At 62.8% G+C, this 14853-nt stretch carries 15 protein-coding genes; 11 read left to right on the forward strand and 4 right to left on the reverse strand.

The window, feature by feature from the left end; all coding sequences use genetic code 11:
• The 3 genes from cyoB to cyoD are packed head-to-tail and all read left to right on the forward strand — an operon-like array spanning position 1 to position 2974.
• Positions 1-1968 carry a cytochrome o ubiquinol oxidase subunit I gene (gene cyoB, locus LB513_RS11025; protein WP_224663523.1) on the forward strand — a complete coding sequence of 656 codons (1968 nt, stop codon included), beginning with the start codon at positions 1-3 and terminating at the stop codon, positions 1966-1968.
• Positions 1965-2597, forward strand: coding sequence for a cytochrome o ubiquinol oxidase subunit III (gene cyoC, locus LB513_RS11030; RefSeq protein ID WP_224663524.1), 633 nt, complete (start codon positions 1965-1967; stop codon positions 2595-2597). The genes cyoB and cyoC overlap by 4 nt, the downstream gene beginning before the upstream one ends.
• The gene (gene cyoD, locus LB513_RS11035) at positions 2597-2974 is read left to right on the forward strand and encodes a cytochrome o ubiquinol oxidase subunit IV (protein WP_224663525.1); all 378 of its coding nucleotides are present in this window, start codon (positions 2597-2599) and stop codon (positions 2972-2974) included. The genes cyoC and cyoD overlap by 1 nt, the downstream gene beginning before the upstream one ends.
• A 44-nt stretch (positions 2975-3018) precedes the next feature.
• Here the strand turns inward: cyoD and LB513_RS11040 are convergent, their stop codons facing one another.
• Both LB513_RS11040 and LB513_RS11045 read right to left on the reverse strand, forming a co-directional pair.
• Positions 3019-4359 carry a PQQ-dependent sugar dehydrogenase gene (locus LB513_RS11040; RefSeq protein ID WP_224663681.1) on the reverse strand — a complete coding sequence of 447 codons (1341 nt, stop codon included), beginning with the start codon at positions 4357-4359 and terminating at the stop codon, positions 3019-3021.
• Positions 4359-4808, reverse strand: coding sequence for a DUF2231 domain-containing protein (locus LB513_RS11045; RefSeq protein WP_224663526.1), 450 nt, complete (start codon positions 4806-4808; stop codon positions 4359-4361). Before LB513_RS11045 ends, LB513_RS11040 begins: the two co-directional genes overlap by 1 nt.
• Before the next feature lie 224 nt (positions 4809-5032).
• Here LB513_RS11045 and LB513_RS11050 point away from each other — a divergent pair, with 224 nt between their 5' ends.
• On the forward strand, positions 5033-6076 hold the full coding sequence (locus LB513_RS11050) for a YihY/virulence factor BrkB family protein (RefSeq protein ID WP_224663527.1): 1044 nt from the start codon (positions 5033-5035) through the stop codon (positions 6074-6076).
• Positions 6077-6123: 47 nt separating this feature from the next.
• Here the strand turns inward: LB513_RS11050 and LB513_RS11055 are convergent, their stop codons facing one another.
• Positions 6124-6921 (reverse strand): class I fructose-bisphosphate aldolase, encoded by a 798-nt coding sequence (locus tag LB513_RS11055; RefSeq protein WP_224663528.1) that lies wholly within the window; start codon positions 6919-6921, stop codon positions 6124-6126.
• Between the two features lie 47 nt (positions 6922-6968).
• The gene (locus LB513_RS11060; RefSeq protein ID WP_224663529.1) at positions 6969-7754 is read right to left on the reverse strand and encodes a DeoR/GlpR family DNA-binding transcription regulator; all 786 of its coding nucleotides are present in this window, start codon (positions 7752-7754) and stop codon (positions 6969-6971) included.
• Between the two features lie 372 nt (positions 7755-8126).
• Here LB513_RS11060 and LB513_RS11065 point away from each other — a divergent pair, with 372 nt between their 5' ends.
• From LB513_RS11065 to LB513_RS11095, 7 genes are all read left to right on the forward strand, one after another.
• On the forward strand, positions 8127-9530 hold the full coding sequence (locus LB513_RS11065) for an ABC transporter substrate-binding protein (protein WP_224663530.1): 1404 nt from the start codon (positions 8127-8129) through the stop codon (positions 9528-9530).
• Positions 9531-9634: 104 nt separating this feature from the next.
• Entirely contained in the window at positions 9635-10507 is an 873-nt protein-coding gene (locus tag LB513_RS11070) for a carbohydrate ABC transporter permease (protein WP_224663531.1), read from the forward strand.
• A 3-nt stretch (positions 10508-10510) separates the two neighbouring features.
• The gene (locus LB513_RS11075; RefSeq protein WP_224663532.1) at positions 10511-11461 is read left to right on the forward strand and encodes a carbohydrate ABC transporter permease; all 951 of its coding nucleotides are present in this window, start codon (positions 10511-10513) and stop codon (positions 11459-11461) included.
• Positions 11461-12546, forward strand: coding sequence for an ABC transporter ATP-binding protein (locus LB513_RS11080; protein ID WP_224663533.1), 1086 nt, complete (start codon positions 11461-11463; stop codon positions 12544-12546). The genes LB513_RS11075 and LB513_RS11080 overlap by 1 nt, the downstream gene beginning before the upstream one ends.
• Positions 12543-13649 (forward strand): ABC transporter ATP-binding protein, encoded by a 1107-nt coding sequence (locus LB513_RS11085; RefSeq protein ID WP_224663534.1) that lies wholly within the window; start codon positions 12543-12545, stop codon positions 13647-13649. The genes LB513_RS11080 and LB513_RS11085 overlap by 4 nt, the downstream gene beginning before the upstream one ends.
• Positions 13649-13852, forward strand: a complete 204-nt coding sequence (locus LB513_RS11090) for a hypothetical protein (protein WP_224663535.1) — start codon at positions 13649-13651, stop codon at positions 13850-13852. The genes LB513_RS11085 and LB513_RS11090 overlap by 1 nt, the downstream gene beginning before the upstream one ends.
• The gene (locus tag LB513_RS11095) at positions 13845-14849 is read left to right on the forward strand and encodes a dihydroxyacetone kinase subunit DhaK (protein ID WP_224663536.1); all 1005 of its coding nucleotides are present in this window, start codon (positions 13845-13847) and stop codon (positions 14847-14849) included. The genes LB513_RS11090 and LB513_RS11095 overlap by 8 nt, the downstream gene beginning before the upstream one ends.
• The last annotated feature ends 4 nt before the right edge of the window (positions 14850-14853 follow it).

The following is a 14853-nucleotide window of genomic DNA, read 5'->3' on the forward strand; positions in this document are numbered from 1 at the left end:
ATGTTCGGCAAACTGACGTGGTCCGCTATTCCCCTCGACCAGCCCATCCCGCTTGCGGCCTCGGGCCTCGCCATGCTGGCCGGGCTCGCCGTGCTTGGCCTGATCACCTGGAAAGGTCTGTGGCCCTACCTTTGGAAGGAATGGATCACCAGCGTCGACCACAAGCGGATCGGCGTGATGTATGTCGTCCTGGCTTTGGTGATGCTATTGCGCGGCTTCGTCGACGCCTTGATGATGCGCACGCAACTGGCGATCGCGGCGGGCGGCGCGCAAGGCTATCTGCCGCCCGAGCATTACGACCAGATCTTCTCCGCGCACGGCACGATCATGATCTTCTTCGTGGCGATGACCTTCATGGTCGGGCTGATGAATTTTGCCGTGCCGTTGCAGCTCGGCATCCGCGATGTCGCCTTTCCCGTGCTCAATTCGGTCAGCTTCTGGCTCACGGCGGCCGGCGTGCTGCTGGTCAATCTCTCGCTCGTGGTCGGCGAGTTCGCCAGGACCGGATGGCTCGCCTATCCGCCGCTGTCGGAGATCGCCTATTCGCCGGGTGTCGGCGTGGACTACTACCTGTGGTCGCTGCAGATATCGGGGGTTGGCTCGCTGCTCTCGGGCATCAACCTGACGACGACGATCCTGAAGCTGCGCGCGCCGGGCATGGGCTACATGCGCATGCCCGTGTTCTGCTGGACCGCGCTGGCGTCGAACCTGCTTATCATCGCCGCCTTCCCGATCCTGACGGCGACATTCGCCATGCTGCTGCTCGACCGGTATCTGGGTTTCCACTTCTTCACCAACGAGCTTGGCGGAAACGCCATGATGTATATCAACCTGATCTGGGCCTGGGGCCATCCTGAGGTTTACATTCTCATCCTGCCGGCCTTCGGCGTGTTCTCCGAGGTCATTGCGACGTTCTCGCAAAAGCCGGTCTTCGGCTACCGGTCGATGGTGCTGGCGACCATGGCGATCTGCGTGCTGTCGTTCATGGTCTGGCTGCACCACTTCTTCACCATGGGCGCCGGCGCCGACGTCAACGGCTTCTTCGGCGTCACGACGATGATCATCGCCGTGCCGACGGGGGTAAAGATCTTCAACTGGCTGTTCACCCTTTATGGGGGCCAGATCCGCTTCGGCGTTCCGCTATATTGGGCGCTCGGGTTCATGGTCACCTTCGTCGTCGGCGGCATGACCGGCGTGCTGCTGGCGATCCCGCCCGTCGACTTCGTGACGCATAACAGCCTGTTCCTCGTCGCGCATTTCCACAACGTCATCATTGGCGGCGTGCTGTTCGGCGCGTTCGCCGGCTACACCTACTGGTTCCCCAAGGCTTTCGGCTTCAGGCTGCATGAGGGCCTGGGCAAGGCGATCTTCTGGTGCTGGTTCGTGGGCTTCTATCTCGCGTTCATGCCGCTCTATGCGCTGGGCCTCGTCGGCGCCACGCGGCGCATGCAGCACTATCCCGAGACCGAATGGCAGCCGCTGATGATCGTGGCGCTGATCGGCGCGCTCGTCATCGCGGCAGGCATCGTTCTGGCCGTCGTCCAGCTCGTTGTGAGCATCCGCCAGCGCGATGCAACCCGCGACGAGACTGGGGACCCGTGGAACGGCCGCACCCTCGAATGGTCGGTGCCGTCGCCGCCGCCAGCGTGGAACTTCGCCATCCTGCCCGAGGTCGAAGGCCGCGACGCCTTCTGGGCGCGAAAGCAGGGCGGCCGGAAGCATCCGGGCGAACCCCCTCCGATCGCTCCGATCGAGATGCCGGAAAACTCGATGGTCGGCGTGGTCATCGCCTTCTTCGCGGTGATGCTCGGCTTTGCGCTCGTGTGGCACATAGGGTGGATGGCAGCTTCAGGCCTTGGCGGCATCGTCGCGAGCGGGCTGGCGCGCGCCTGGACGACCGCGACGACCGCGGAGATTTCCACCGCTGAGCTTGGCGAGGGGTCGCACCGGAAGGGGGCGCCGGCATGATTGCGGCAGTTGCATCCGGCACGCCCGGCGAGGAGGACGCCGGCGATATCCCGCTGTCGCAACGCGGGCCGGCTTCCACGGAGATCGTCGCTCGTTTCGGCTTCTGGCTCTTCCTGTTGAGCGACATCGTCATTTTCGCGGCCCTGTTTGCCGCTTATGCGGTTCTGGCGAAGGAGACGGCGGGTGGTCCCTCGGGCGCCCAGCTTTTCGACCGCACATACACGCTGATCGAAACCGCTTGCCTGCTGGCCTCGAGCTTCACCTGCGGAATGATGTCGCTGGCTGTCGAGCGGCGGCAGGGACTGGCCATCTACCTGTGGGCCGGCATCACATTCGCGCTGGGCCTTGCCTTCGTCCTGATGGAATTCTTCGAATTCTTAGGGATGGTCGCGCAAGGCGCCGGCCCGACCCACAGCGCGTTTCTGTCGGCGTTCTTCACCCTTGTCGGCACGCATGGCCTGCATGTCACGGTAGGCCTTTGCTGGCTTGCCGTGATGGCGGCGCAAGTGGCCACGCTTGGCCTCCGCCCGATGGTGATGCGGCGACTGCTGTGCTTCGGGCTTTTCTGGCATGCGCTGGACATCGTATGGATCGGCGTCTTCACTATCGTTTATCTGGGAGCTGGCTGATGGAAGAGCAGGATGCCGCGCCGCAGGGACGTGCGCCCGGCCGCCACCGTGACGGGTCGCGGAGCGTCAAGACCTACCTTATCGGACTGGGCTTGGCCGCAATCCTGACGCTTGCGTCTTTCTGGGCGGCGCAGTCCGGGCTGGTCTATGGTCCCGCCGTGCCGATCCTGCTTGCAGCACTGGCCGTGGGGCAGATGGGCGTCCATCTGGTGTTCTTCCTGCACATCTCCAGCGGGCCGGAGGACACCAATAACATCCTTGCCCTCGCCTTCGGCGTGTTCGTCGTGGGACTGGTGGTGTTCGGTTCCATGTTGATCATGGCAAACCTTAACGCCAACATGATGCCGACGCCGGCTTCCATGCAGATGCAGCCTTAGCCGCGAGCGCGCAAGACCAACATGAACTCCGCTGCCTAGTGGAGCTATTTGGTAGCGGCCGTCACGCGCCAGACCTTGTTGCCCACATCGTCCGCGATCAGCAGCGCTCCTGCCTTGTCGACGGCGAGGCCGACAGGCCGGCCGCGCGCCTCGTCCTTGGCGTTAAGGAAGCCGGTGACGAAATCCTGAGCGACGCCGTCGGGATGGCCGTCCTTGAACGGCACGAAGACCACTTTATAGCCGTTGAGCGCCGGCCGGTTCCAACTTCCGTGCTCTCCGACAAAGGCGCCACCCTGGTAGGCTTGCGGCAGCATGGAGCCGGTGTAGAAGGTCATGCCTAGCGGCGCGACATGCGAGCTCAGCGCGTAATCAGGCGCTATCGCCTTGGCCACGAGATCGGGCCGCTGCGGCATGACGCGCGGGTCGACATGCTGGCCGTAATAGCTGTAGGGCCAGCCGTAGAACGCACCATCCTTGACCGAGGTCATGTAGTCGGGAACGAGGTTCGGACCAAGTTCGTCGCGCTCGTTGACGACGGCCCAGAGCGCGCCGGTCTTGGGCTCGAAGCTGAGGCCGTTCGGATTGCGCAGGCCGCCGGCGAAAATCCTCGACCGGCCCGTCGCCCTGTCGACTTCCCAGATCGCGGCACGGTCCTTCTCCGCCTGGATGCCGTTTTCGGTGATATTGCTGTTCGATCCGACGCCGACATAGAGCAATGCGCCGTCAGGGCTGGCGACAAGGCTTTTTGTCCAGTGGTGGTTGATGGGCCCGCCGGGCAGTGGCGTCAGCACCGTTCCGGGCTCGGTTATCTTGGTTGCTCCCGCCGTATAGGGATAGCGCACGATCGCATCGGTGTTGGCGACATAGAAATCATTGCCGACCAGGGCGACGCCGAAGGGCGAACTCAGATGATCCAGGAACACGGTCCTGGTTTCGGGAACGCCGTCACCGTCCGCGTCGCGCAGCAGGGTGATCTGGTTGCTCGGCTTCTTCTCGCCGGGGCTGGAGCTCGAGAGCGATTGCAGAAGACCCATGATCAAGTCCTTCGGCCGCTTGATCGGCTCGGTGCCCGGACTTTGCGACTCGATGACCAGCACATCGCCATTGGGCAGCGTGTAAAGCGATCGAGGATGCGAGAGATCGCTTGCCATGGCCTGGATCCGCAGGCCTTGCGGCACCGTGGGGGTTTCATCCTTGGTCCAGCCGACGACCTTGGCCAGGTTCATGGGCGGGATGAAATATTGCTGCGGCTCGGGCAGCGTCGGATTGGGGCCGATCTGCGTGCTTGGATCAGCGGCGTCGTCGCTGCATGCCGCCAGGGTCAAGGCGGTCGCGCTCAACAGCATCACCGCCGTTATATTTCGGGACTTCATGGAGATACGCATCAACGGTTCGCTCCCGCCATTTCAGATGTTGCCATGGATCGGCCGAGCCATGCTGTGACAATCATCAGCACCACAACCACCGCTGAAAGCGCCAGCCCGGTCGGCACGACCGACGTCCAGGCATCGCGGGTGTGAATGAAGGCGTTGAGCACGGACAGGACGAGCACGGCGATGTTGCCGATCATATGCAGCCAGCCACGGGAGTAATGGCGCACCAGGCGGTTGGTGAAAAAATCGAACAGGCCGGCCAGCGCCGCCAGGACGCCGAAAGCCAGCCCGAAGGTCAGCAGCCATGCAGAGAAATCGGCCCACATCATCTCGGCCGTGCGCCAATATGCGATGTCGGTCAGCAGGGCGCCGGTGAAACAGACGATGGGAAAGGGGACAAGCAATGCATGTAACGGCCGCCGCTCGACGGCGACAGGCGGCTGGATAGTATGGTTGGCCATTGGTGCGGTCCGGGTTGCTGAGGATAACGCTAACCAACCTGCCCGCAGGTCGGAGGTTCCCGTCCGCCGCTCACGCTTGCGAGAGCAGGCCGGGTCTTTGCCGACAAATGTTTCGGCGGCGACATATGCCGGGACTGGGAGCAGGAACGATAAGACAGCCTTGGAAGTTCAAAGAAGCCGGCGCGAATTGGCAGGCGGGTCTGAATGCGGCAAGGGGACAAGCAATGCTCGTCAGTGCGAAAGAATCCTACGAAATCGTGAGGGAAGCCGTTGTCGGCTTCTTCGCTGACGACGCGATGAGCCACAGCGCGGCGATGGCATTTTTCGCGGTGACAGCCTTGTCGCCGGTGCTGCTGATTGTTGTTGCGATAGCTGGTCTCGTCTTCGGGCACGATGCCGCACAGGTGGCATTGTCGGCTCAAATGTCAGGCTTGATGGGACCTCAAAGTGCCGAACTGATGGAAACCGCGCTGCGAAGCGCGCAGGACACGTCGTCGGGCGTTATGGTCGCCGCCGTGGGCGTGGTTACGCTCCTGGTGACGGCATCCGGCGTTTTCGGGGAAATGCAGTCGACCCTCAACAAGATCTGGAAGGTCGAGCCCTTGCCCGTATCGCTCTCGACCCTCGTCCGGGCGAGGGCGGCCAGCCTTGGCCTGGTCGCGGCCCTGGGGTTCCTCCTGCTGGTCTCGCTGGCGGCCACCGCGGCAATTTCCCTGCTTGGCGATTTCATCACGGCGCACCTGCCGCTTGGCGCGATGATCCTGCAGGCTATCAACACGGTCGTGTCGTTGGCGCTGATCACGCTTTTGTTCGCAGCAATCTACAAGGTCCTTCCGGATCGGACGCTGCAGTGGCGAGACGTCATGTTCGGAGCTTTCGTCACCGCGCTGCTTTTCACGATTGGCAAGACGCTGATCGGCCTTTACCTGGGCTCGAGCAACGTGGCGTCCTCCTATGGCGCTGCAGGAGGTCTCCTCATCATCCTGCTCTGGTTGTTTTATTCATCGATCATCTTTTTATTGGGTGCCGAACTGACGAGAGCCTACTCGATCCGGCATGGCAGCCGGCATGATCTGAGAGCCGAATTGGGCCGCCCGCATGTCGCAGCCGCGGCCATCAAAGCACCGGATCTTGCTGTTCCAGACAATGACCTCCCAGTCGTCAGGACAAGACGCTTTCCCGGCATGCCCGACAGCGCGATCATTGCGTGGCTTGCCGCTGTCGCGCTGTTCTCCGCCTGCCTGATCATGTTCAGGAAAAGACGGTAGAGCGGCAGGGTCGCGATCGCCGCCGCCCGCAAGGCAGCCTAGGGCCTCTAGGCTTCGGAACGTCCGTGCACGATCTGCGCCAGTCTCGTCAGGGCTTGAGCGACGTCTGCCTGCTGGAACACGTTGCGTCCGAACATCAGGCCCGTGGCCCCGGCAGCGATGGCGTCCTTGGCGAAGCTCAACGTGTCCTCCACCGTGGCGAGAGCCGGGCCGCCGGCGACGGCGATGGGCGCCAGCGATTGCCGGGCGATGTCGGCGAAGCGTTCCGGTTCGCACCAGTCGGTCTTGATCATGTCGGCGCCAAGTTCGCCAGCCATGCGGCAGTTCATCGCCACGACGGCCGGGTCATCGGCGCGCACGAAGCCTCCCTTCGCAGCCATCGCCTCGATGACGTGCACCAGGCCCCATTTGCGGCATTCGGATGCGACAAGCCCGGCTGTCTCGAACGATTTCGTCTCTTCCTCGGGGCGGTTGTTGCAGGTGAAGAGGTAGGTGATCACCGCTTCGGCTCCCATTTGCACCGCTTCTTCCACGGTCGCGACGAGGCGGCTGTGGGTGTCGGCATATCCGGTTGGTGTGTCGTGGCGCCACATGGTTGTCTGGTCGAGGCGCAGGATAACGGCGGGTCCGCCGGCCAGACGATGGCCGTAACGGATCAGCATGCCGGGATTGACGATGACCGCGTCGACGCCTGCCTTGACGACGATGTCGATCAGCGGGGCCGGGTCGGCGATGCCGGGGATCGGCCCGATCTGCATGCCATGGTCGAGCGGCACGCACAGCATGCGTCCCGAGTTCTTGTCGAGCAGCCGCGCCAGCCTGCGGGCCTTACCGATTTCAGACATTGCTTTTCTTTCGTTCCGGGGGTGGGGACCGACGGTGCGCCGCCGGCTCAAATGAGTTCGAGCTTGACGCCTGCCTGCTTCATCAATTCGACGACGGCGCGGTCGACCGATTGCGAGACCAGGACCACGTCGAAGGCGGTGAGTTCGCAGACGTAGTTGAGGGCCGAGAAATGAAACTTGCTCTCGTCGACGAGCAGGATCTTCTTGCGGGCGATCTCCATCATCGCCTGCTTGGCGCGCACCACATGTTCGTCTTGCGTGTAGAGCGACATGCCCTGGATGGTGGTGGTCGACATCAGGGCGACGTCGACATGGTAGGAGCGGATGGCGCGCTCACACGCTATGCCGAAAAAGCCGTTATAGACCCGGTGGTACTTGCCTCCCAGCCCGATCAGTTCGACGTCCTGCTTGTCGCGCAACCGCTCCATCACAGGCAGGGCGTTGGTGATGACGGTAATCGGCGTCATCTGCTCGATGAAGTCGCAGACATGGTAAGTCGTCGAACTGTCGTCCCAGACGATGGCGTTGCCCGGTTCGATGTGAGCAGCGGCGGCGCGCGCCAGCCGTCGCTTTTCCTCAACATGCTGGCGGGCGCGGTAGAGGTAGCTGCTTTCATGCAGCACCGATTTCTCGACCGATACGGCGCCGCGTATGCGGCGAACCAGGCCCTGGTCATGCAGATCGTTGAGATCGCGGTGGACGGTCATCAGGGACACGTCGAGCATGACGGCGAGATCCTTGATCTGCGCCGTTCCACTCTCCATCAGGATGCGGATGATTTCAGAACGGCGCTGCTCCGCCTTCGACAAATGTTGCGTGTCTTCGGATTCCAAGGCTTGCGCTCCCGCCGCGGTCCCGCCGACGCTTTTAACATCATTGGTCGTTCTCGCCAGAGAAATATGTTAAGATATCAAAAATTCGATATTGCAGTGCGGGGCGCGGCCTTGCCCGATTTCGACTGCCAAAACCCGAAAGCATACATAATCCTACGCTTAGATTGGCTGTTGCGGTGCAGCATGGTCGCTTCGACCGGCGTGTTAGCGTTTGTTTTTGGCGGACGCCGGGAGCCGAGTTAACATGAAAATGCGCTACTTATAACTTTTGAGTTGATATTTTTAACGCCCGTGCCTAGGCTTCGGCTCAGGGGTAGGAGAAGGTCGGGAACGGCCATTGCCCCGTTGAACTCAGTGGAGGAGACAATGAACATGAGCATGCGAATGCGTCTAATGGCGTCAGCCGCAGCGCTTGCAGCCGCGCTTGCTGCAACCGCGGGTTCCGCCCGCGCCACCGACCTGACCTTCGTCTGGCACGCAGGCACCTGCGCCGACGCACTGACCACGATCGCCAAGGACTATCCGGACAAATCGGTGAGGATCGTCCCGGCGCTCGTTCCCTATGGTCCGCAATGGCATGACAAGATCGCTTCGGAATTCGCCATCCAGGGCGACGCTTTCGACTTCGCCATGTGGGACAGCCAGTCCACCGCGGAATTTGCCCAGCATGCCGTCAAGCTCAATGAGATCTTCGACAAGTCGAGCTATCTCAAGGCCGACATCTTCCCCGCCGCGTCGCTGTCGCGCTATGGCGAATATCCGGACGGTTCGGGCGAGTTCTTCGGCCTGCCGGCCAATCAGGACGCCTATGGCCTGACTTACCGCAAGGACCTCTTCGAGGACCCCAAGGAGAAGGAAGCGTTCAAGGCCAAGTATGGCCGCGACCTCGTCGTGCCGCAGACCTACCAGGACGCCAAGCAGGTCGCCGAATTCTTCACGCGCCCGGACAAGGGCCTCTATGGCTGGGGCCAGATGGGTGGCCGCGACTATGATTTCGCGACAACCGCGTCCAATTCCTTCCTGTGGTCGTTCGGCGGCGAGCTCTACAATCCGCAGACCATGGAAGTGAAGGGCTACCTCGATTCGCCGGCATCGGTGGATGGCGTGCAGGCCTATGTCGACATGTTCAAGTTCGGTCCTCCGGGATCGACCAACTGGGGCTTCGACGAGGTCAATACCGCGATCCAGCAGGGCCAGGTCGCCATGGCCATGCAGTGGTTCTACTTCAACGGGTCCAATGTCGATCCGAAGGTCTCGAAGTTCGCCGACAAGATCGGCTTCGCCGTCCTGCCGGGCGCCATCGGCCGCGACAAGAAGTTCCGCCGCCAGTTCTCGGTCGGCGGCCAGGGGATGGGCATCAACAAATATTCCAAGAAACTGCCCGAGCTGACCAAGTTCATGGAATGGTACTTCCAGCCCGAGCAGCAGAAGCGTTATGCCGCCGTCTGCCAGACCGGTCTCAAGGCCGTGCTGGACAGCCCCGACTGGCAGGGCCTGAACTCCTATAACCGCCAGTTCTCGACGGCGCTCCAATATCTGAACGACTATTGGCACCTGCCGGAATATCCGGTGCTGCTCGACGAATTGCAGCAGGAGATTTCCAACGCAGCGACCGGCGCCAAGACCGTACAGCAGGCGCTGTCGGACGCCGCGGAAAAGAACGAGCGGACGCTCGAGCGGGCCGGCTACGAGATCAAGCGTGGCGACAAAGCCCCCGAAGTGCCCGACCAGGTCATTTCGCCGGTCGGCGTCGACGCGGTCGTTCCGGTCGAATAACGCACACGATAGCTAGGAGCACGCGGGTTTCCCGCGTGCTCCGTCCAACTCACCCCTTAGGCATCAGCAACCGGCGCATCGCGCCGGCCCAACGACAGGTCGTCATGACCCATTCGAAGACATCGTCGATTGACCTTGCCACCAGATGGCTCGTGCTGGGCCTGCTCGCCCTCTACACGGTCTACAATGTCGGGCCGATCTTCTGGCTGCTGTTGTCGTCTTTCAAAGGCCGCATGGACTTCTTCACCATGCCGCCAAAACTGTTCTTCACGCCGGACTTGAGTGGCTACCAGGCCGTGTTTGGAGTGGGCGCGGCTAAGGACAGCGCGTCGGCCGTCGGCGTCTTCGATTCGCTGGTCAACAGCGTCATCGTCTCGGTTGCCGGTACGTCGCTCGCCGTCTTCTTCGGCACGCTTGCCGGCTATGTCTGCTCGCGCTTCAATTTCATAGGCAAGGGCGACTTCATGTTCTTCGTGCTGTCGACGCGCATGCTGCCGCCGGTCGCCGTTCTGGTGTTCTACCATCTGATGTTCGCGCGGCTTGGCCTGGCCGACACGCGGACCGGCCTCGTCCTGGTATCGATCTTCGCCAATGTCGGCCTTGCCACCTGGATCATGAAGGGTTTCTTCGACGGCGTCCCGAAGGAGGTCGAGCAGATCGCCATCGTCAACGGCTACACCCGCATGTACGCCTTCCTCAAGCTGGTCCTGCCGATGGTGAAGGGCGGCATCGCGGCCACTGCCGGCTTCTGCTTCATCTTCGCCTGGAACGAATTCGCCTTCGCCTCCATCCTGACCACCACCCAGGCCAAGACGCTTCCCGTCAAGATCTCCGCCGCTTCCGGCGCGACCGGCATCGAGTGGACGCAGATTTGCGCGGCCGGCGTCGTCCTGATCATTCCCGTGCTGATCTTCTTCTACCTGATCCGCAAGCATCTCCTGATGGGCATGACCTTCGGCGTGCTGGGGAGGAGGTAGGCCATGGCAGGCACCGCTAATTCCCTGAATCCCGAGAGCCAGGCCGCCGCCCACGCGGCGCGCCAGACAGAGCTGCGAAAGCGCTCGTCGGGCCGTCTGATGATCTTCGGGTTCCTGTCGCCTACGCTGGCGATCCTGCTGTTCATGGTCGCCTATCCGATCTTCTCGCTGATCTATTATTCCTTCTTCAATTTCTCGGCCTTGCGGCAAGCCACGATGAAGCCGGTCGGGTTCAACAACTACAAGTTCCTGCTGTCGGATCCCGACCTCTGGGAGCGATTCATCTTCACCGGCAAGTTCGTATTCATCTGCGTCACGCTGCAGATGCTGATCGGCATCTTCGTCGGCTACCAGATGCAGAAGAATTTCCGCGGTCGCGACGTCATCTTCACCTTGCTGATGATGCCCATGATGCTGTCCCCGGTCGTGGTCGGCTTCCTGTGGCGCTACATGCTCAATTCGGAATGGGGCGTGATCAATTTCCTGGTGTCGTCGGCCGGCTTCGCCAAGGTCGACTGGCTCGGCCAGACGAACCCCGCGCTGTGGGCGGCGGCCGCCGCCGACACCTGGATGTGGACGCCATTCATCGTGCTTCTGGCCACGGCGGCGTTCCGGGGCATTCCCGAGACCATCTACGAAGCCGCCGAAGTCGACGGCGCCAGTCCCGCGTACCGCTTCTTCCGCATCACGCTGCCGATGTCGGCGCCGGTGCTGTTCATCGCGCTGATCCTGCGCTTGATCGACAGTTTCAAGCAGTACGATCTGTTTGTCGCGCTGACCGGCGGCGGTCCGGGATCGAGCACCGAGACCGTCTCCTTCTCCGTGGCGAAAACGGCATTCAGCTATTTCTACACCGGGGAAGCGTCGGCGCTCGCGGTGATCCTGCTGGTCATCATTATCGGCCTGTCGATGATCCTCGTCCGGCATCTGACCAAGATGGGCGAGAAGTACTGATGGCCGAGATCACCCTCAAAAACCTGAGCGTGCGGTTCGGCGCCTTCAACGCGGTCGACGATGTCAGCCTGACCGTCAAGAACGGCGAGTTCGTCGTCTATCTCGGACCGTCGGGCTGCGGCAAGACGACGACGCTGCGCTGCATCGCGGGCCTGGTGAAAGCCTCCAGCGGCGATGTCCTGTTCGACGGCGTGCGGGTCAACGAGCTTTCGGCCAGCGAACGCAACATCGCCATGGTCTTCCAGTTCGTCTCGCTCTACCCGCATCTCAGCATCAAGGAAAACATCGTCTTCCCGTTGAAGGCGCGAGGCGTCGCCAAGGCGCAGATCGCCCGCAAGCTCGATTGGGTCACCGAGATCTTCAAGCTCGGCGACGAGCTTGCGCGTTATCCCAGCGCCTTGCCGCCCGGCGCCCGCCAGAAGGTGGCGCTGGCACGCGCCGTCATCCGCGAACCCGCGGTGCTGCTGCTTGACGAGCCTCTGTCGGCGATCGACGAGCAGTTCCGCGAGGAAATGCGCTGGGAGCTGGGTCACCTGCAGCGTCAGCTCGGCGTCACGACCATTTATGTCACGCATGACCAGCGCGAGGCGATGTCGCTTGCCGACCGCATCGTGCTGATGAACAACAGCCGCATCGTCCAGGTCTCCGAACCCGACCGCATGTTCTTCGAGCCGATCGATGTGTTTGCCGGCCAGTTCATCGGCTCGCCCTCGATGAACCTGATCGACCTGGCGCCGGTTGAGGGCGGGTTGAAGTTGGGCGACGGCGATGTCACCCTGACGGCGCTGCGCGACCGGCTTCCTGCCTGGGCGCTGTCCTCGAAGCGGCCGTTGAAGCTTGGCGTGCGTCCGCTGAACGTGCACCTGACCGACGATGCCGACGGTGTCGCCATTCCAGTCGACGATGTCTTCTCCGTCGGCCGCGAGCGCTTCTTCTCTTTCCGCATCGGCGACACGATCCACCAGGGCGTCGACAAGCGCCGCTCGCCTTCGAGCTCCGGAGGCAGCGTGCATTTCGATCCAGCCGGGCTGTTGTTCTTCGACGCCGCCACCGGCCGCCGCGTCGACGCGGAGGTCGCAGCATGACAAGCGAGCCGATGCTCCAACTGCGGGGACTGAAGAAATCCTATCGCGGCAAGGCCGCGCTTCGTAACCTCGACCTTACCGTCAACGACAACGAGATCTTCGCGCTGCTCGGCCCGACCGGTGCCGGCAAGAGTTCGACCCTGCTGGCGTCTGCCGGGCTGATCGAGCTGGATGCCGGCCGTGTCGGCCTCGCCGGGCGCGACGTCACCGACGCCGATCCCGGCAGCCGCGATGTCGCCATCGTCTTCGAAGGCTTCAACCTTCTGCCGGTGCTCGACGTCAAGGACAACATCGCCTTCGCTCTGCGGTCGCCGGCGTTCCGGGAATCGGAAGCCGAGATCAGCCTTCGCGTCGGCCGCACCGCGGAATTGCTGCGCATTTCGCATCTGCTCGACCGTGACGTCGACACACTGTCGGGTGGCGAACGTCAGCGGGTCGCGATCGCCCGCGCGCTGGTGCGCCGTCCGGTGATGTTCCTCCTCGACGAGCCGCTGTCGGCGCTCGACCTCAAGCTTCGCGAGGGTCTGCGCGCCGAACTGCGCCAGATCCACCGCCAGCATCGCTCGACAATGCTCTACGCCACGCATGACTATCATGGCGCCATCGCCATCGCCGACCGGATCGGCATCATCGATGGCGGCGTCATCCAGCAGGCGGGCACCATCGAGGAAATCTATCGGCTGCCGGCAAACATGGTTGTCGGCAGGCTGGTCGGAAGCCCCTCGATGGCGTTCTTCGAGGCCGGTATCGAAGACGGCCATGTCGTCGTCAAAGGCGCGCGCCAGCGCATACCGGTCGGCGAATTCGGCACGGTCGCCTCAGCCAGGGGCAAAATCGTGCTCGGCGTCTGGCCCGAGGACATAGAGGTTGGCGGCAGCGATCTGGCCGACGCCAGCCTGGGCACGATCTATGCCGTCGATAACAGAGGCTACGAGCGCGCCATCCAGGTGGAGACGTCAGCCGGTTCGTTCCGCAAGGTGGTGCCGCTGTCGGTGCCCTTCACCCAGGGCGATGCCTGCGCGTTCCGCGTGCCGAAGGGCGGCGGCTTCCTGTTCGACGCGGCCAGCGGCAGACGGATCTCGCAGGTCGAGGGGAACGGCTGATGGGCACGCTGTTCAGCAAGAAATGGTTCTACCGGCTGGCGAGTGTGCTGATCCTCGGCGGCTTCGCCATGCTGTGCCAGCCCTTCACGCACAGGCTGTTCGTCATCGGTTTCCCGGTGCTGCTTGCCGGGGTCGTGCTTTTCATGATCCTCGATCATGTGCCCGACAGGCGACTGACACCGGAGGAGGAAGACCATGGCTAATCCGAAGAAGATCCTCAACGACGTCAAACGCGTCGTCCCCGAAATGATCGAGGGGCTGGCCCTGGCCAATGACGGGCGCGTCTACAAGCTTGACGGCAAGCCGGCGCTGATCCGCAAGGACATACCGGACGGAAAGGTGGCGCTGCTGATCGGCGGCGGGTCCGGCCATGAGCCGCTGTTCCATGGCTTCGTCGGCAAGAACATGGGCGACGGCGCCGCGTGCGGCAACGTGTTTGCCGCGCCGTCTCCCGACGTGATCGCGGCGGCCGCCAAGGCGGTGCATCGCGGCAAGGGCGTCCTGTTCCTCTACGGCAACTATGCCGGCGACAACATGAATTTCGACATGGCCGTCGAACTGCTCGAGGATGACGGCATCGAGGTTCGTACCGTGCGCGTCTGCGACGATGTCGCGGCCGCCCCGCCGGAGCGCATGCACGACCGGCGCGGCATCGCCGGCGACATTTATATGATCAAGGTCGCCGGCGGCGCGGCCTCCGAACTCGGTACGCTGGACGAGGTCGAGCGCGTTGCCCGCAAGGCGCAGGGCTGGGTGCGCAGCATGGGTGTGGCGGTTTCCGCGGGCTCCATTCCGGAGACCGGCAAGCTGACCTTCGAACTTGCCGATGACGAGATCGAGGTTGGCATGGGAGCGCATGGCGAGGCCGGCATCGCGCGCCAGAAGCTGAAATCCGCCGATGCCATCGCCGACGAGCTGATGGACAAGATCCTGGCCGACCTGCCGTTCAAGAGGGGCGACGAGGTGGCGCTGATGATCAACAATCTCGGCGCCACCACCATGATGGAGATGCTGATCGTCAACCGGCGCATCCGCGCCATTCTCGAGCGCGAAGGCATATCGGTCCACCGGACGGATGTCGGCACCTGGCTGACGGTGCAGGAGATGGCGGGCTTCTCGGTGACGCTGATGAAGCTCGACGACGAACTGAAGCGCTATCTCGACATGCCGGCGGAATCGCTCGGCTATTCAAGGATGTGACGGC

Source organism: Mesorhizobium sp. ES1-1 (assembly GCF_020164785.1).
In the GTDB taxonomy this organism is placed as follows: domain Bacteria; phylum Pseudomonadota; class Alphaproteobacteria; order Rhizobiales; family Rhizobiaceae; genus Mesorhizobium.